The 17056-nt window shown below is 60.2% G+C and carries 19 protein-coding genes and 1 riboswitch; of the genes, 15 read left to right on the top strand and 4 right to left on the bottom strand.

The annotated features are described in order from the left end of the window. Positions 1-82: 82 nt before the first annotated feature. From ACIP6G_RS02020 to ACIP6G_RS02010, 3 genes are all read left to right on the top strand, one after another. Positions 83-517: a GNAT family N-acetyltransferase gene (locus ACIP6G_RS02020; RefSeq protein WP_166650724.1), complete on the top strand. Its 435-nt coding sequence runs from the start codon at positions 83-85 to the stop codon at positions 515-517. A gap of 31 nt (positions 518-548) precedes the next feature. Further along, positions 549-980, top strand: a complete 432-nt coding sequence (locus ACIP6G_RS02015; protein ID WP_400288379.1) for an OsmC family protein — start codon at positions 549-551, stop codon at positions 978-980. A 294-nt stretch (positions 981-1274) separates the two neighbouring features. Then, positions 1275-2495, top strand: coding sequence for a mechanosensitive ion channel (locus ACIP6G_RS02010; protein WP_400288377.1), 1221 nt, complete (start codon positions 1275-1277; stop codon positions 2493-2495). Between the two features lie 82 nt (positions 2496-2577). Here ACIP6G_RS02010 and ACIP6G_RS02005 read toward each other — a convergent pair whose 3' ends face one another. Then, on the bottom strand, positions 2578-3537 hold the full coding sequence (locus ACIP6G_RS02005; protein ID WP_400288375.1) for a GNAT family N-acetyltransferase: 960 nt from the start codon (positions 3535-3537) through the stop codon (positions 2578-2580). Between the two features lie 79 nt (positions 3538-3616). After that, positions 3617-3721: riboswitch (TPP riboswitch) on the top strand. Here ACIP6G_RS02005 and thiO point away from each other — a divergent pair. The 7 genes from thiO to ACIP6G_RS01970 all read left to right on the top strand — a co-directional run bounded on the left by thiO (position 3719) and on the right by ACIP6G_RS01970 (position 10137). Then, complete coding sequence (thiO, locus tag ACIP6G_RS02000) at positions 3719-4816, top strand: glycine oxidase ThiO (RefSeq protein ID WP_400288374.1); 1098 nt, start codon at positions 3719-3721, stop codon at positions 4814-4816. It overlaps the preceding riboswitch by 3 nt. A 26-nt stretch (positions 4817-4842) precedes the next feature. Continuing rightward, positions 4843-5088: a sulfur carrier protein ThiS gene (gene thiS, locus ACIP6G_RS01995; protein ID WP_105657546.1), complete on the top strand. Its 246-nt coding sequence runs from the start codon at positions 4843-4845 to the stop codon at positions 5086-5088. Positions 5089-5090: 2 nt separating this feature from the next. After that, positions 5091-5912, top strand: coding sequence for a thiazole synthase (locus tag ACIP6G_RS01990; protein ID WP_400288372.1), 822 nt, complete (start codon positions 5091-5093; stop codon positions 5910-5912). After that, positions 5909-7054, top strand: a complete 1146-nt coding sequence (gene moeB, locus ACIP6G_RS01985; RefSeq protein ID WP_400288370.1) for a molybdopterin-synthase adenylyltransferase MoeB — start codon at positions 5909-5911, stop codon at positions 7052-7054. Before ACIP6G_RS01990 ends, moeB begins: the two co-directional genes overlap by 4 nt. Before the next feature lie 67 nt (positions 7055-7121). Next, entirely contained in the window at positions 7122-7664 is a 543-nt protein-coding gene (locus ACIP6G_RS01980) for a GNAT family N-acetyltransferase (protein WP_400288368.1), read from the top strand. 147 nt (positions 7665-7811) lie between these two features. Further along, entirely contained in the window at positions 7812-9719 is a 1908-nt protein-coding gene (gene typA, locus ACIP6G_RS01975; RefSeq protein ID WP_105657542.1) for a translational GTPase TypA, read from the top strand. Continuing rightward, the gene (locus tag ACIP6G_RS01970) at positions 9700-10137 is read left to right on the top strand and encodes a hypothetical protein (RefSeq protein WP_105657541.1); all 438 of its coding nucleotides are present in this window, start codon (positions 9700-9702) and stop codon (positions 10135-10137) included. The genes typA and ACIP6G_RS01970 overlap by 20 nt, the downstream gene beginning before the upstream one ends. 63 nt (positions 10138-10200) lie before the next feature. Here ACIP6G_RS01970 and ACIP6G_RS01965 read toward each other — a convergent pair whose 3' ends face one another. Together ACIP6G_RS01965 and ACIP6G_RS01960 are read right to left on the bottom strand one after the other, a co-directional pair. After that, positions 10201-10710: a helix-turn-helix domain-containing protein gene (locus tag ACIP6G_RS01965; RefSeq protein ID WP_105657540.1), complete on the bottom strand. Its 510-nt coding sequence runs from the start codon at positions 10708-10710 to the stop codon at positions 10201-10203. A gap of 125 nt (positions 10711-10835) precedes the next feature. Next, positions 10836-11078 (bottom strand): hypothetical protein, encoded by a 243-nt coding sequence (locus ACIP6G_RS01960; protein ID WP_400288366.1) that lies wholly within the window; start codon positions 11076-11078, stop codon positions 10836-10838. Positions 11079-11292: 214 nt separating this feature from the next. Here ACIP6G_RS01960 and fdxA point away from each other — a divergent pair, with 214 nt between their 5' ends. From fdxA to ACIP6G_RS01940, 4 genes are all read left to right on the top strand, one after another. Then, positions 11293-11616, top strand: a complete 324-nt coding sequence (gene fdxA / locus ACIP6G_RS01955) for a ferredoxin (RefSeq protein WP_013349521.1) — start codon at positions 11293-11295, stop codon at positions 11614-11616. A gap of 12 nt (positions 11617-11628) precedes the next feature. Then, complete coding sequence (dapC, locus tag ACIP6G_RS01950; protein WP_400288364.1) at positions 11629-12744, top strand: succinyldiaminopimelate transaminase; 1116 nt, start codon at positions 11629-11631, stop codon at positions 12742-12744. A 98-nt stretch (positions 12745-12842) separates the two neighbouring features. Then, positions 12843-14129 carry a citrate synthase gene (locus tag ACIP6G_RS01945; protein WP_105657537.1) on the top strand — a complete coding sequence of 429 codons (1287 nt, stop codon included), beginning with the start codon at positions 12843-12845 and terminating at the stop codon, positions 14127-14129. 202 nt (positions 14130-14331) lie between these two features. After that, a complete protein-coding gene (locus ACIP6G_RS01940; protein ID WP_133833694.1) occupies positions 14332-14880 on the top strand; it encodes a hypothetical protein in 549 nt (182 codons plus the stop codon). Positions 14881-14942: 62 nt separating this feature from the next. Here the strand turns inward: ACIP6G_RS01940 and dapD are convergent, their stop codons facing one another. Beyond that, positions 14943-15896 carry a 2,3,4,5-tetrahydropyridine-2,6-dicarboxylate N-succinyltransferase gene (gene dapD, locus ACIP6G_RS01935; RefSeq protein ID WP_105657535.1) on the bottom strand — a complete coding sequence of 318 codons (954 nt, stop codon included), beginning with the start codon at positions 15894-15896 and terminating at the stop codon, positions 14943-14945. Between the two features lie 82 nt (positions 15897-15978). On the opposite strand from dapD, the gene dapE reads away from it, so the two are divergent. After that, the gene (dapE, locus tag ACIP6G_RS01930) at positions 15979-17055 is read left to right on the top strand and encodes a succinyl-diaminopimelate desuccinylase (protein ID WP_105657534.1); all 1077 of its coding nucleotides are present in this window, start codon (positions 15979-15981) and stop codon (positions 17053-17055) included. The last annotated feature ends 1 nt before the right edge of the window (position 17056 follow it).

Genomic DNA, 17056 nt, shown 5'->3' with positions numbered 1-17056 from the left:
ATGAAAACTTGAGGAATCGCTGGCACCCGGCTACATTTCGAATCAGCAAGTACGGATTCGCTTGAGCATGAAGGAATATGGCATGGAAGAGACTCTCCTGCTGCGCGAGCTGTCGAGCGTGGATGAAGTGCCTGACCTGCTCGACATTTGGCGCAGTTCGGTGGAACGCCGGGGAGACTTCCTCTCGGCTGCTGATATTGATGCGGTGGCCGTCGCCCTGGAAGCTGTCTATAGCCAATCGGTCTCAGTCAGGATTGCCCAGCATGGTCGACGCATTGTTGGCTTTGCGGCATGGAGCAGTACACGCATCGAACTGCTCTGGGTGAGGCACACTGATCGCCAGAAGGGTGTGGGCCGCATCCTGCTGGATGAAATCATCGCCAGCATTCCCGGGATCAGCGTTCATCTCGATTGCCAGCGCCAGCCTGCCATTGCGTTCTTTGGCGACTGCGGATTCGTGCCTGTGCCCGGGGAATCTGCATCGTCGCCGCAACGAGTCGTATTGCGCCACGTGTAGTCTTCAGCCTGGATCGTGGCACGATAGTTTCATGAGTGAAAATAGCCGTGAGATCCGTGAAGTCAGCATCGAACGCGTCGAGGCACGCAAGTACAGGGCCACCAGCCTCGAATCGGGAGCCAGCCTAGAATTCGGCCAGGGCAAAGGATTGCTAACCCCGGTGGAGTTGCTGCTTGCTGCCATCGCAGGATGTTCCGCAATTGATGTTGATGTGGTGACCACCAGGAGAAGCGAGCCTGAGAAATTCGAAGTCAAAGCGGGCGGCTACAAGGTCTCTGAGAACTCGGCGAGCCGGATGGAGGACATCCATCTTGGTTTCGATTTGAAGTTCCCCGATACCGAGGAAGGCCGCAAGGCAGCCAGCATGGTGGAGCGCATCGTCAAGCTTTCGCATGACAAATACTGCACCGTCTCCCGCACCGTTGAACTGGGCGCTTCCGTGCGGAGCGAAGTCATCAACTAGGTAGCGGGACTTCCGGCAATTCCCGGATTAATAAAGGTCAATGGCTGAATCCGCAATAGCTTTCATGGCAATTCACGGGTTTGGACGCAACCGCGAACTTTCTAACATTGCGTGGATCAGTTGTCGGCAGGGTCTTATTGTTCGGAATTCGTTGAATACATCGGGATATAGTCAGCTTTTCGCAATTCGAGCTGTGAAAGTCCAATGATTCAAGCTGGGAGCATGGGTCTTTGCCCTAGTCAGCGGAGAACCTTCATCGTAGGGTCGGACTGTCCCTACGTTGAAGGAGCAGCAATGCAGTCTGAGAACGTTTTAGACAATATCGACTGGGCGTCGATGCTACAAAAGGTTGGCATCGCGCTAATCATCCTCATCATTACGTGGCTAGTTGCACGCATAATTCGTTGGGCTGCCGCCAAACTGGTGAACAGGGTGAAGTTCCTGCAAAAGCAGGGCAATGACGGAGAACAAATAGGCCAATCCCTAGGCAAGGTCGCGGGGTTGATTGTCTGGCTCTTCGGCCTCGTGGCAATCCTGCAGGTCTTCGCTCTATCCGAAGTGCTATCGCCGGTGCAAGGCATGCTCGGCGGCGTCATGGCCTTCATCCCCAACCTCATCGGTGCGGGCTTCATCTTCTTCATTGGCTACGTCATCGCGAATATCGTTCGCCAGCTGCTGAGGACCGGTTTGGGAACTGTCGATTTTAGCGGACTGGTCCGCAAGGTCACCCCAGGCAACGAACTAGTAGATGAAGTTCAGTCTCGCGAATCCCAAGCGAAGATCGTTGACATCATTGCCAACATCGTCTTCGCCTTGATCCTGCTAGTCGTCGCAATATCAGCCCTGCAGGTTCTGGGCATCGCGGCAATTTCGGTACCTGCCCAGCAGATGCTGCAGCTGGTCTTCACCGCAATCCCGCAGGTCATCATGGCCTTGGCGCTCTTGGCCGTGGGTATCCTGATTGCCAAGTTCGTCGGGCAGCTACTTGAATCCACCCTCCACGGCGTGGGTACCGACACTGTTGTTGCCCAGTGGGGCGTAGTTCCCGAGGGCAAGAGCGCTTCGGGAATCATCGCTGGCATCGTCAAGATTGCTATCGTGCTGTTCTTCGGTGTGATGGCGGCCCAGATGCTGAACTTCCCAGCGATCACCAATATCCTCAATGAGATCCTGGCCTTGGGCGGCAAGATCCTCTTCGGCGCAGCAATTATCGCCGCAGGTTTCGTCATCGCCAATGTGATTGGCCGCTTCTTGGGTGACACTACTGCTTCGAAGATCATCCGCTACACGGCAATTGCGCTGTTCGTGGCGATGGGCCTGAAGTACATGGGTATCGCCGATTCGATCATCAACATGGCCTTCGGCGCAATCGTCATTGGCGCAGCATTGGCAGCGGCTCTGGCCTTTGGCCTCGGCGGTCGTGATGCTGCGGCCCGCACGCTGAAAAAGATGGAGGCCCAACAGGCCACCAATGGCCCGGACTCGACGCCACCGGCATCGAACCCAGGCATCTAACCACGCATCACAAAACCTGAGGGACAGATAAGAAGTCGCGGAATCCAAAACCGGATTCCGCGACTTTTTGATGCCCGCCAAGCTACTGTTGCGTGCCCCACGGCAAGGGCATGACCGCAGAGCCGCCATCGGTACGCAACCGCGCGTAGGTGTGCACATCGATGCGTTCTCCGGCAACCAGGAATTTGCCCCGCTCGACACCTTCGTGCAGGAAGCCGTTGCTTTCTGCCACATGCTTCGACCCGGGATTATTTGCCCGCAAGCCCAGCTCCAAGCGGTACAGTCCCAGCTCGTCGAACAGGTAATCCACCAAGGTTGCCACGGCGCGGGTGGCCAGCCACCGGCCCCGGTAATTCTGGTTCATCCAATACCAAATCCACGCGTTCCGATTGGCCGGGTCGACCGTACCGCACACCAGTCCCACCAGCCGATCCCGATATGCGACGGCCATCGCCTGCTGGCGTTCCCCGGCCTCCAGCAGTGCGCGCACATACGACTCAGCCTTTTGCGGGGAATCGGCGTCGCCTTGGCGCAACATGTCGGGGTTCGAGGAGAATGCCTCGAAGACCGCTTCGGCATCCGAAAGGCGCAGCCGGCGCACCGAGAATTCACCGTCGGCATGCACGGTTTCCTTCGGTCCTGCAGATGGCTGCGGATGAGCGGTGGCCGTGCCCTGGTGGAAGAGCTGCTGCCAGCGGCCCTGCTCATGGATCCACAGTGAACTGCGTTCGCTGGGGGAACCGGAGAGCAGCTTCCAGCGCAGCAGCACCAGCTGGTCTGAAAGCTGGAGAGCCACCGGGCTTTCGACTTTCAACGCCCCGGCATCCCGTGCCGGCTCCTGGGCCAGCTGGGCAATGATGGCCTCGCGATCGTAGACTCGCCCGCTGGCTCCCACCTCGGCGAACCGAGGATGCAAGCGCCGCTGCAATTGCTCCTGGCTATGGCGTTGGCTGGATTCCAAGAGTTCTTGCTCCAACGAGATGATGGTGCTGGATAGCGCAGAACCTTGGGAAAGCACGATAGGGAAGTCATGGAATGCCATGTCAGCAAGTACATCACAGAAGATGACGGAACTGCGTTCAGTGAAGTTCGACTTTATGAGCTGCATCATGCTTATAATCGCTGTAATCCGCGGGAGCCTGATTCGACCAGGCTGAGAGGGCACCGAGCCGACCGCTACACCTGATGCGGGTCATGCCGCCGTAGGAAGGAAGCGTGCCCTTGTGCATGTCAACATTGTTGGCGCCGGGATAATCGGCCTGGCCGTCGCGTTCGAGCTGGAATCACGCGCACACACCGTCACCCTCATCGATCCGGCACCCGGCCAAGGTGCAAGCTACGCGGCAGCAGGAATGCTGGCCCCGGCAGCTGAAACGGTCTGGGGCAATGGCCCGTTGCACCAGCTGCTTGCCGCCTCGAATGCCGCCTATCCGCAGTTCATCGAGCGCATCGAATCGGCCACCGGGCAACGCCCGGACTACTTGCAGAACTCCACGCTCGTTGTCGCCGCAGAGCCTGCGGACCGCGAAGCCCTGCACGAGCTGGCCGAACTGCAGATATCCCTCGGCCTGTCAGCGCAAAAGCTGCTGCCCAGCCAAGCCCGCAAGCTCGAACCAGCCTTGGCCGCCAATATTGCTGGCGCGGTCCTGTGCCAAGATGACCACCAGGTCGACCCTCGATCCATCGTCAAGATCCTGTTGGAGCATATGCGTCCGCACCTGGTCGAGGAACGGGCGCAGGCACTGGTGACCGACGGGAAGCGGACCACCGCTGTGTGCACCGCATCGGGCCGAATCCTCGAAGCGGAGCAGACCATCGTGGCCACCGGTCTTGGCACCCTCGATGGCTTGAACGAACTTCCGCTGCGTCCGGTCTACGGGGACATCCTCCGGATCCAGGGACCAGCAGGCCCGCCGCTCATCACCCGCACCATCCGCGGCATCGTGCACCGGGAACAGGTGTATCTGGTGCCGAGAAGGGACGGCAGCCTCGTCCTTGGCGCCAGTGTCCGTGAAGACCGGCAACAAGCGGTGAACATTGGCGCGATGCACCTGCTGCTGGACAACGCGAGAAAGCTGGTCCCCGGCATCAGCGACTGCACGCTGAACGAGGCAACGGCCCGGGCACGTCCCGCCACGCCAGATGACCGGCCGCTGCTTGGACGCCTTGATCCAGGGCTGCTGCTCTGCACCGGGTACTCCCGGCACGGCGTGCTGCTGGCTCCGCTGGGCGCAACGCTCACTGCGGATCTCGCCCACGGCCACCAATCCCACCCCTTGCACCAAGCTGTGGATCCCCACCGCTTTGCCAACGCAACCTAGACCGCTCACCGAACGGAGCAGCAACCATGACAAGCATCGGCATCAATTTCAATTCACGGCAACTGAACCTGGACGAAGGAACCACCCTTCGCGAATTCATCAGCACGCAAATCGGCAAGGAACTGGACGCCAACTCGGTGGCCGCTGACGGCAGCAAGCTCGGAGTTGCCGCCGCCGTCAATGGCGCTGTCGTTCCACGCAGCGCCTGGAATAGCTATCTGCTGGCCGAAGGGCACAGCATTGAACTCGTTACCGCGGCCCAGGGAGGCTAGGCATGGAAACGCGCAACATCACCGAGCTGGACATCCACAGCGACCCATTCCAGATCGCCGGACGCACCTTGTCCTCGCGCTTGATCCTCGGCACCGGGGGAGCGAGTTCGCTGACCACCCTGGAAAGCGCCCTGCAGGCCTCCGGAACGGAGCTGACCACCGTGGCCATCCGCCACTTTTCGGCGGCCGGCGCAGGCAACGTGTATGAACTGCTGCAGCGCAACAACGTGATTGCGCTGCCCAACACCGCTGGATGCTTCACCGCCCGCGATGCGATCCTCACCGCGCACCTGGCCCGTGAAGCTCTGGAAACCAATTGGATCAAGCTCGAAGTCATTGCCGATGAGCACACGCTGCTGCCGGACCCGCTGGAACTGCATGCGGCCACCGAGCAACTAGTGGCCGACGGGTTCCAGGTCTTCGCCTATACCAATGATGATCCGGCACTTGCCCAGCGCCTGCAGGACGCCGGGGTTGCGGCAATCATGCCGGCCGGAGCGCCGATCGGCTCGGGCCTGGGGATCCTGAATCCGCACAATATTTCCACCATCGTCTCCCGCGCGCAGGTACCGGTGATCCTTGACGCCGGGGTGGGCACTGCCTCGGATGCGGCCCTGGCCATGGAGCTCGGCTGCGAGGCGGTGCTGCTGGCCAGCGCGGTGACCCGGGCGCACAACGCGCCGCTCATGGCCAGGGCCATGAAGGATGCCGTGCGTGCCGGGCGCGCCGCGCGGCTCGCTGGCCGGATCCCGCGCCGCGATACCGCACTGGCCTCCTCGCCGGCCGAAGGCATGATGCAAACCCTGGTCGGTGACTTCTCGTGAGCCGGGAAGCCTTGGTAGCACCCGGCGCGGAGCTGGAACCGGAAGAGCTGGCGCGCTACTCCCGGCACTTGTCCTTGCCCGGGGTGGGAGAAGAAGGGCAACGCCGCATTGCCAACGCCAAGGTGCTGGTTATCGGAGCTGGGGGCCTGGGCAGTCCCATTGCCAGCTACCTGGTCGCTGCGGGAATCGGCACCCTCGGGATCATCGACGATGACACCGTCGAGCTGTCCAATCTGCAACGACAAACCATGCACCGGCAACAGGATGCAGGGCGCCTGAAAGTGGATTCGGTGCGGCGGATGGCCCACGAGCAGAACCGGAACGTCCGGATCATCACCGTGGATGAAAAGCTGGATGAATCCAACGCCGTGGCGCTTTTCAGTGAATACGACTTGGTCATCGACGGCAGCGACAACTTTGCCACGCGGTACCTGTCCAATGATGCCGCGGAAATCACCGGCACCCCGCTGGTGTGGGGAACCCTCTTCCAGTTCTCCGGGCAGGTGTCCGTCTTCGATCCGCGCACCGGCCCGATGCTGCGTGATCTTTTTCCTGAAATCCCCGACGCGGACTCCGTGCCCAGCTGTGCCGAAGGAGGAGTCTTCGGCGCACTGTGCGGCGTTATCGGTTCGGTGATGTGCGCCGAAGCCCTGAAGCTCATTACCGGAATCGGGACCACACTGAGCGGCAAGCTCTGGCTCTATGATGCGCTGGAAGCCAGTGTGCGGAGCCTCGATTTCGCCAGGGATCCGCAACGTGAGCCGGTGACCGGGCTGGGGGAGTACCTGCCGGTTTCCTGCGCTGCCGAAGGGCATGTCCCGGAGCTCACGGTTCAGCAGCTAGCGGAGCTGGAAGCGGACGAACCGGTATTGCTGGTGGATGTGCGCGAATCCTGGGAGCGCGACATCATAGCGATCCCGCACAGCCAGCACCTTCCGCTCGCGCAGCTCAAAGAACGGGGTCTGGGAAAGCTCGCGCACAGCGCTTCGGCGGTCGTATTCGTGTGCAAAACCGGTGCCCGTTCGCAGCAGGCGGCGCGGATCACCATGTCCGGTCGGGATGCAGGCATTGCGGTCTACAGCCTTAGCGGCGGAACCGTGGAATGGGCCAGGCAAGTGCGGGGCCAGCAGGTGGCCTACTAGGGCTCAGGCGCATCTTTGGCGCGCAATTCACCGGTGGGAGGCGAAGGCGCTCTGGCATACTGGCGCTATGACGTTGGGAAAGACGCTGGAGATCCGTGAATTGGAAAGCCAGGACGAACAGCAGGCAATCGACGCCCACCACTTGATGCTTCGCGAAGACTTCGAGTTCTTGCCAACTTGGTCTGCCGCCGAGGACTGGGAAGACTATATCTACCGGATGAAGGCAGGGCGCCGAGGCGAGCACATTCCAGAAGGCTGGGTTCGCTCGGCGCTGTTCGCCGCCTTTGACGATGGGGATCTGGTAGGTCGGGTTTCCGTCAGATATGAAATCAACGAGAGCCTGTTTCAGGTCGGCGGACATATCGGCTATGGTGTAATTCCCGAGTATCGTCGCCGTGGTGTGGCACAGGAACTGTGCAAATTCGGGTTGCAGGAACTTCGCGAATCAGGAATTGAACATGCGCTGGTTACCTGTGATTCCGATAACATCGGTTCAAAATCCACCATAGAAAAATGCGGCGGCTTGCTGGACGCTGAACTCCCGGAAATTGAAGTCAACTTTGGGCCTAGCAAGCTGCGTTTTTGGATGCCAACGCGGTCAATCCGCTGAATTCTTTGCGACTGATACATGAAATTCCTGTATGTTCTGACACAGATCAACAGACTATGAGTCTCGAGCGCGTAAACTGGATTGTTGGGTCGACTTTGGCCCCGACTCCACAGACCCAAATTTTCGAGCGGAAGTGAGCCTTCACGCATGTCAGCAAACACCATTACTCGCGATGAACTTCGCAATGTAGCCATCGTTGCGCACGTTGACCACGGCAAGACCACCCTCGTCAACGCCATGCTCCAGCAGACTGGCGCATTCGACAGCCATGGTGAAACCGAAGATCGCGTGATGGACTCAGGTGAGCTGGAACGCGAGAAGGGCATCACCATTCTTGCTAAGAACACCACCGTGTTCTACAACGGCCCAGCAGCCGAGGGCAAGAAGATGACCATCAACGTCATTGACACCCCAGGCCACGCCGACTTCGGTGGCGAGGTGGAACGCGGCCTGTCCATGGTTGACGGCGTGGTTCTGCTCGTTGACGCATCCGAGGGCCCGCTCCCGCAGACCCGCTTCGTGCTGCGCAAGGCATTGAGCGCCAACCTGCCAGTGATCATCGTGGTCAACAAGACCGACCGTCCCGACTCCCGCATCGATGGCGTCATCTCCGACTCCATGGACCTGCTGCTGGGCTTGGCTTCGGACTTGGCTGACGAAGCTCCGGATCTGGACCTGGACGCAATCTTGAACGTTCCTGTCGTCTTCGCCTCGGGCAAGGCCGGCTACGCTTCGATGAACCAGCCTGGCGATGGCACCCTGCCGGACAACGAAGATCTTGAGCCACTGTTCGAGACCATCATCAAGCATGTTCCTGCACCGACCTACACCGAAGGTGAAGTCCTGCAGGCCCACGTCACCAACCTTGACGCTTCGCCATTCCTTGGCCGCCTGGCGCTGCTGCGCATGATCAACGGCACCTTGCGCAAGGGCCAGCAGGTTAACTGGGCTCGCCAGGACGGCACCATGAAGCAGGTCAAGATCACCGAACTGCTGGCCACCCAGGGCCTGACCCGCGTTCCAGCTGACGAAGCTGGTCCAGGCGAGATCGTTGCAGTTGCCGGTATCGAAGACATCATGATCGGCGAGACCCTCACCGACCTTGAGAACCCTAAGCCGCTGCCACTGATCACCGTTGATCCACCTGCGATCTCGATGACCATCGGTATCAACACCTCGCCACTGGCTGGCAAGGTCAAGGGTGCCAAGGTCACCGCACGACAGGTCAAGGATCGCCTGGACAAGGAACTGATCGGCAACGTTTCGCTGAACATCCTGCCTACCGAGCGTCCAGATGCTTGGGAAGTCCAGGGCCGTGGCGAATTGGCACTGGCCATCCTCGTTGAGCAGATGCGCCGTGAAGGCTTCGAGCTGACCGTTGGCAAGCCACAGGTTGTTACCAAGATGGTTGACGGCAAGGTTCACGAGCCAATGGAACGCATGACCATCGACGTGCCTGAAGAGTACCTGGGTGCTATCACCCAGCTGATGGCATCGCGCAAGGGCCGCATGACCGACATGGCTAACCACGGCACCGGCTGGGTTCGCATGGAATTCATGGTTCCAGCACGTGGCCTGATTGGCTTCCGTACCCGCTTCATGACCGAAACCCGCGGCGCCGGCATTGCTGCTTCGCTGGCTGAAGGCTACGAGCCATGGGCAGGCCCAATCGAATACCGCATCAACGGTTCGATCGTTGCCGACCGTTCAGGCGTTGTGACTCCATTCGCGATGATCAACCTGCAGGAGCGCATGAACTTCTTCGTGAAGCCAACCGAAGAGGTTTACGAGGGCATGATCGTCGGCGAGAACTCCCGCGCCGACGACATGGACGTGAACATCACCAAGGAAAAGAAGCTCACCAACATGCGTGCTGCTTCCTCGGACTCGTTCGAGAACCTGACCCCACCACGTAACTTGACCCTGGAAGAGTCGCTCGAATTCGCTCGCGAAGACGAGTGCGTTGAGGTTACCCCGGAAGCCATCCGCATCCGCAAGGTTCTGCTGAACGCCAACGACCGTGCCAAGGCTACCCGTGCACGCGCTCGCTCCTAATAAGCGCAAATCCCTCGGCAGCAACTTCTCCGCGCTCTGGCGCGGTGTTGTTGCCGCCGTGGCAGCAGGATTATTCGGGACCGCAATCCACGCCTCCATCAGCTATGTCGGAAACGACATCCCGCTGGTTTGGGGTGTGGGTCTGGCCTGGCTCCTGCTCGGAGTTCTGGTGTACTGGGCTGCGGTTTCTTCATCGAAGCTGTGGGCCGGTGCGCTGGGGTTCATCGGTTGCTATGTGACCGTTGGCCTGATTTCCTACGTGGGCGATGACCAGCTGATCTTGGGCATGGAGTACTACAAGTACCTGCCCGGGCCAACGCTGGCCTCGGCCTTGTGGATGTATGGAATGGTTATTCCATCGGTGATTGCCCTGCTGTGCTCCTTGCGAGTGCTGCGCAAGCAACAACGCCAGAACTGAAAACAGAAGGAGCTCTTCCCAACGGGAAGAGCTCCTTCTGTGTTTAACTAGGCGAAAAGCAGGCTACTGGTCTTTGCGCGCATTGCCGGTGATATCCAGGTGGTGGGCCAAGAACAACGAGGTGGCAACGCCGTCTGGATCCGGATCTCGCATCGCGTAGTCCTCGATCACAGCGCGCAGCCGGCTCATGAGATCCTTCTGGCTTTCTTCATTGAGCTTCAGGCCCAAGCGGATTACCTGTATCTCCTGGGGATCAAGTCCCTCGATTTCCTGCAGGAAGGTGTCCACCAGCATGGGGGCCGCGTCGGGAATGCGCGTGCCCCAGGACTGCTTGGTGCTGCGGTAGGGCACTTCTTTGGCGCCACGGTTGCCTCGGCGCGATTCTTCTGCCGCGAGGTAACCGTTGCTGACCAGGGTTCGCACGTGATGCAAGGAGGTGGCGGGATTCAAATCGAGAATGTCCGCAATTTCCTTGTTCGTTCGTGACTCATGGAGGCACAAGCGCAAGATGCGAAGCCTCAGCGGGGAGCTGAGAGCTCGTGCTCGCGATTGGACAAGTTTATCGGAGGGCATGGAAACAGCATACGCGAAAAGCGCTGAGTGATTGGCAGTTTCAAATCACATGTCGTCCCAAGCGGTATGGGTGTGCCCGCGGCAGTAACACCTGGAAGCAGGAAAATTGCGCGGCTTGCAGGCTGCTACTCGGCGCGAGGGGCACGGGGCCTGCGGCGCGTCGGAGCCGGCGGTACCCGCTTGGCGTGAGTGATCGCCGCGCGGGGGATGCATACCAGTTCAGCTCGGGTTTGGATGCTCACCGATTCCTCCGTCACTTCCTGCAACTCGCCCAGTGCATCGGAAAAATGCTCACCGGCCCGCCCGTCGGCCAAGCGGTAGCGGACAACAAGCCGTTCACCGGGCGTCACATCACTGAAATTAAGCATTTGGAAACGTCATCTTTTCGTAAGAAGAATTCATCTGGACCCCGGGAAGCTGAAATGTGAATGGTCGATTACGTCACAGCGAGCCAATGGGCGGTCCGATGCATGGGTATCAGGACTAGACTGTAGTTTGAGCTGGTAAAGGATTCAAAGAGCATCTGAGGAAACCACTAGCTCCTGTTGAAACCACCCAGTGCAAGGAAAGGTCTCGGCCCTCGTGACTTACATCATCGCTCAGCCGTGCGTCGACGTTAAAGACAAGGCGTGCGTCGAAGAGTGCCCGGTAGATTGTATCTATGAAGGTGAGCGCTCGCTCTACATTCACCCTGATGAATGCGTTGACTGCGGCGCCTGCGAACCTGTCTGCCCCGTTGAAGCCATCTACTACGAAGATGACGTGCCGGATGAATGGGCCGACTATTACAAGGCAAACGTCGACTTTTTCGACGAACTTGGATCCCCGGGCGGCGCCGCTAAAATTGGTAACACCGGCACTGACCACCCACTGATCAGCGCCTTGCCACCACAGAACCAAGGCTAGGTTTTCACTTTTATGCTTGAGCTCCCCGATTACCCCTGGAACCAGCTTGCCCCATACCGCGAGCAAGCATCCACGCATCCGGGGGGAGTCGTGGACCTGTCGATCGGCACGCCGATCGATGGCACGCCGCAGCTGATCCAGCAGGCGCTGGCCGAGGCGGCGAACTCGCACGGATACCCGACCACGCACGGCACCATTGAAGTTCGCCAGGCCATCGTCGACTGGTTCGCCCGTCGCCGCAATGTCACCGGTTTGAGCACCGATGATGTCATGCCAACGGTCGGCTCCAAGGAAATGGTGGCATGGCTGCCGCTGTTCCTGGGCCTGGGTGCCGGCGACATCGTGGTCCGTCCAGAGATCGCCTACCCCACCTATGACATCGGCGCCCAGCTGGTCGGCGCGACCCCCATCGCCACCGACCACCTTTCGGAATTGACTGCTGAGCAGCGTGAACGCGTGAAGCTCATCTGGGTCAACTCGCCAGGCAACCCGACCGGCAAGGTCCGTGCTACCGCCGAGCTGGCAAGCATCGTGGCCCAGGCGCGTGAAATGGGTGCCGTCGTGGCCTCCGATGAGTGCTACGCCGAACTGGGCTGGGATGAATACGAGGGCCAGGTGCCAAGCATCCTGGACCCGGCGGTCAACGGAGGAAACCTCGATGACCTGTTCGCCCTGTACTCGCTGTCCAAGCAGTCGAACCTCGCCGGATACCGCGCCGCTTTCGTTGCCGGCGCCCCAAACCTGATGCCAACTCTGGTCAACAGCCGAAAGCATGCGGGCATGATCGTGCCCGGTCCAATCCAGCACGCCATGGTGGTGGCATTGAATGACGACGCGCATGTTGCGGCGCAGCGCGAGCTGTACCGGGCACGCCGGGCCATGCTGCGGCCAGCGCTGGAGAACTTCGGCTTGGCCATCGATGATTCGGTGGCAGGACTGTACCTGTGGTGCACCGCTGGGCGGCCAAGCTTCGAAACCATCGGGGCGCTGGCGGAACTGGGCATCGTTGCCGGTCCTGGCGTCTTCTACGGCACCGCGGGGGAACGCCATGTACGCGTGGCCTTGACCGCCTCCGATGAGCGGATCGCGGCTGCCGCTGAACGGTTGAATTCTTCCGCCAACCGGTGAAGATGACACCCTAATTAGCTTGAATGGGTCAAATCGCGGTATGTTCTACGGTGACGACTGACCTTTCGGAACTACACGCTTTCCGGTTAGGAGATGCAATGACAGATACCACATCTGCACAGCTACACTTTGGAGAATCCAACCTCGAGCTGCCAGTAATTCAGGCAGCAGAGGGCAATGACGGATTTGGCGTAGCCCCACTTTTGAAGACTACCGGGAACGTGACCTACGATCCCGGCTTCATGAACACCGCGGCTACCAAGTCCGCGATTACCTACATCGACGGCGACGCGGGCATCCTGCGCTACCGCGGTTACCCAATCGAGCAGCTGGCCGAGAAGTCCAGCTTCATCGAGGTAACCTACCTGCTGATCTACGGCGAACTGCCGACTGCTGATCAGCTGGCCGAGTTCGACAATTCGCTGCGCCGCCATACCCTGCTGCACGAAGAGCTCAAGGGCTTCTTCGGCGGCTTCCCGCGCGACGCGCACCCGATGCCGGTATTGTCCTCGGCTGTTTCGGCCCTGTCGACCTGGTACCAGGATTCGCTGGATCCGAAGGATGACGCACAGGTTGAGCGTTCGACCCTGCGCCTGCTGGCAAAGCTGCCGGTATTGGCTGCGTACGCGCACAAGAAGTCCATCGGCCAGGCATTGCTGTACCCGGACAACTCGATGAACATGGTCGAGAACTTCCTGCGCCTGTGCTTCGGCACCGCTGCCGAGCCCTACCTTGCGGATCCGGATGTGGTCAAGGCCCTCGACTTGCTGCTGATCCTGCACGCTGACCACGAGCAGAACTGCTCCACCTCCACCGTGCGCCTGGTCGGTTCCTCCGAAGCCAACATGTTCGCTTCGGTTTCTGCAGGTATCCATGCACTGTCCGGCCCAGCCCACGGCGGCGCCAACGAAGCCGTGCTGAAGATGCTGCGCGAGATCCAGTCCTCCGGCATCTCCCCAGAAGACTTCATGCAGAAGGTCAAGAACAAGGAAGACGGCGTACGCCTGATGGGCTTCGGCCACCGTGTGTACAAGAACTACGATCCACGCGCCAAGATCATCAAGAAGACCGCTCACGACCTGCTGGCAAAGCAGGGCAAGAACGAGCTGCTTGAGATCGCGATGAAGCTGGAAGAAACTGCGCTGAATGATGAGTACTTCATCTCGCGCAAGCTCTACCCGAACGTGGACTTCTACACCGGCTTGATCTACACCGCAATGGGCTTCCCGGAGAAGATGTTCACCGTGCTGTTCGCCATCGGCCGTCTGCCAGGCTGGATCGCACAGTGGCGCGAAATGATCAAGGACCCTGAGCTGAAGATCGGCCGCCCACGCCAGCTGTACATGGGTGAAACCGCTCGCGACTATCCCGGCTACCAGGCCTAGGGCGAGTTTCCGGATCCCGGCGGCAGGACCTGTCTTCCCACACAAGTGGGGCGACAGGTCCTTCCCTGTTTTAAGCGGTACTTCGGGAGTATCCTATGAGGCAGAGGGAACGACAAGTGTGCCGAAGAGTCAGGTGGTATGCATGTACCAACGTCGTGGAAATAATTGGTCGCTAGCCATAAATACCAATCAGAATATGCTGATGGCGTTGTACCTGCGCGAACTGTCAGGCGTCCACCCCGCGGAGGCCGGACCCAATAGCCGGCTGGCTTCCAATATCAAGAACCGCAACAAGATCGACGACTCGCATGGACAGCTCAAGCAGGAATGGAGCTCCTGGTGGGATTCGCTGACCGCAATAGCGCCGGCCAAGGAGCCGGCGGCCAGCGATGCACTGATTGAACGGCTTCAAGACGACGGCTACCCGGCCCTGGCCCGGCTGGCCCGCGCGCACTACGGCCAGGCCACGGTTTTTGCCCAGCAGCATGCCCAGGACTTTGCAGAAAACAGTGGCAAGTACGTGCCGCACCGCATGGATGAGCTGGAAAGAATCCTCATCGACCACGGGGTGGAGCACGGCATGCAATCCACCCGCCAGGAAATCCAGCTCATTGACGTGCCCCTGGACGAGCCCAGGGCATGGCTGACCGGCACGGCTACCATCGTGGCCAGTACGTCGCTGCTACGCGACTCCAAGGCCTTCCACGGCTTCATCCAGCCGATGGTGACCATCATCTTCCCCGGCGGATAGCCCAGCAATAAAAAACTGGCAGATCACTTCCGTGATCTGCCAGTTGGACTGCAGGGCAAGAACTAGTTGGCGTGCAGTGCGCTGTTCAGCTCAACGGTCTGGCCGGCGCGCGGCAACGCCTCAACGGCGCCGGTGATGGAATTGCGGCGGAAGAGCAGGTTCGGCACGCCGGAAAGCTCCAGCGCCTTGACCTGCTTCTCGCCCAGAACCACACGGGTGCCGGCGGTCACATACAGGCCAGCTTCCACTACCGAGTCGTCACCGATGGAAATGCCTACACCGGCGTTGGCGCCCAGCAGTACGCGTTCGCCAATGACAATGCGCTCCTTGCCGCCACCGGAGAGGGTGCCCATGATCGAGGCGCCGCCGCCGACATCCGAACCATCGCCGACAACGACCGAAGCGGACACGCGGCCTTCCACCATCGAAGTGCCCAAGGTGCCGGCGTTGAAATTGACGAATCCTTCATGCATGACGGTGGTGCCTTCGGCCAGGTGGGCGCCGAGGCGCACGCGGCCAGCGTCGGCAATGCGCACGCCGGCTGGGACCACGTAGTCGACCATGCGCGGGAACTTGTCCACGCCGTACACGGTGACCGCTCCACGGGCGCGCAGCTTCAAGCGAGTCACCTCGAACCCCTCTACCTGGCAAGGCCCGAAGTTGGTCCACACGACATTGGCGAGGTGGCCGAAGATGCCGTCGAGGTTGATGCTGTTCGGCTGGACCAGACGGTGCGAGAGCAGGTGCAGGCGCAGCCACACATCGGCGGTGTCAGCTGGTGCGACATCAAGATTAATGGTCAGTGAAACGACCTTCTGGGTGGTGCCGCGGGCTGCATCGTCCTGCGCGGCGGCAGCGAGTTCACCGGAGAGCCCTTCAGCCTTGGCGAGTTCGCCCAAGACTGGAGCCGGGTACCAAACATCAAGGATCGTTCCATCGGATGCGACCGTTGCCAGGCCATGGGCTGAGGCTAAACGGACAGATGATTCGCTGGATGTCACAGATTCTGAAGTCATACACTGATCGTATCTTTGTTGCCCGGAGTAACGTTGATAAATGACAAAAAAGTGAAGCTAGAGACTCAGGACGTAGCCAGCCGTGAACGAATTGGACCTGCAGCAAGACGTTGCCCTGCTTACCGAGCAGATCATGAACATTGAATCCGTTTCCGGCAACGAGCAAGAGCTGGCCGACAAGGTGCACCAGGCGCTGCGGAAGCTGGCGCACCTTGAGGTGCACCGGGACCAGGACGCCATCGTAGCGCGCACCAACTTTGGCCGCGAACGCCGCGTCGTGCTGGCCGGGCACCTAGATACCGTGCCTTTGCCGCGCACCGAGGGCGCCAAGGGCACCGTGCCCGCAGAAGTCATCGACGGGGTGCTCTATGGCCGTGGTGCCACGGACATGAAAGGCGGGGTCGCCGTGCAGCTTGCGCTGGCTGCAGAACTGACTGAGGCCAAATACGATATCACCTACGTCTTCTACGACCACGAGGAAGTAGAAGCAGCCAAATCCGGTCTGGGCCGCCTGGCCAAGAACAGCCCGGAACTCCTGGAGGCAGACTTCGCGATCCTGCTGGAACCGACCGACGGCACCGTCGAAGGCGGTTGCAACGGAACCAGCCGCTTCGTCATCCGCACCCGCGGCAAGGCAGCCCACTCGGGACGTGCCTGGATGGGGCATAACGCGATCCACGACGCGGGGGAGATCCTGCAGCGCTTGGCTGCCTACCAGCCCCGGACCATCACCGTTGAGGGCTTGGACTACCGTGAAGGCATGAACGCGGTCCGTGTTGCCGGCGGCATTGCCGGCAACGTGATTCCCGATTACTGCGAGGTGGAAGTGAACTACCGCTTCGCTCCGGACAAGACACTGGCCCAAGCTGAAGCCGTGGTCCTTGAGCTTTTCGACGGCTTCGACATTGAACGCACCGATGGCGCTGATGGCGCCAAACCCGGTTTGGACCAGGAGATCGCCGCAGACCTGATCAAGGTACTGGGCCAGGAACCGAAGCCGAAATACGGATGGACCGATGTTTCCCGCTTCTCCGCCCTGGGCATCTCTGCCGTGAACTTCGGCCCGGGCGATGCGCTGCTGGCGCACAGCGATGATGAGCATGTGCCGCAGCAGGCCATCCGCGATTGCCTGCAGACCCTGCGCACTTGGTTGGGCTAGC

This window comes from Glutamicibacter sp. NPDC088483, assembly GCF_044753145.1.
Taxonomy (GTDB): domain Bacteria; phylum Actinomycetota; class Actinomycetes; order Actinomycetales; family Micrococcaceae; genus Glutamicibacter.
The sequence above is the reverse complement of the archived record's forward strand: the minus strand, read 5'-3'. Positions and strand labels throughout refer to the sequence as shown.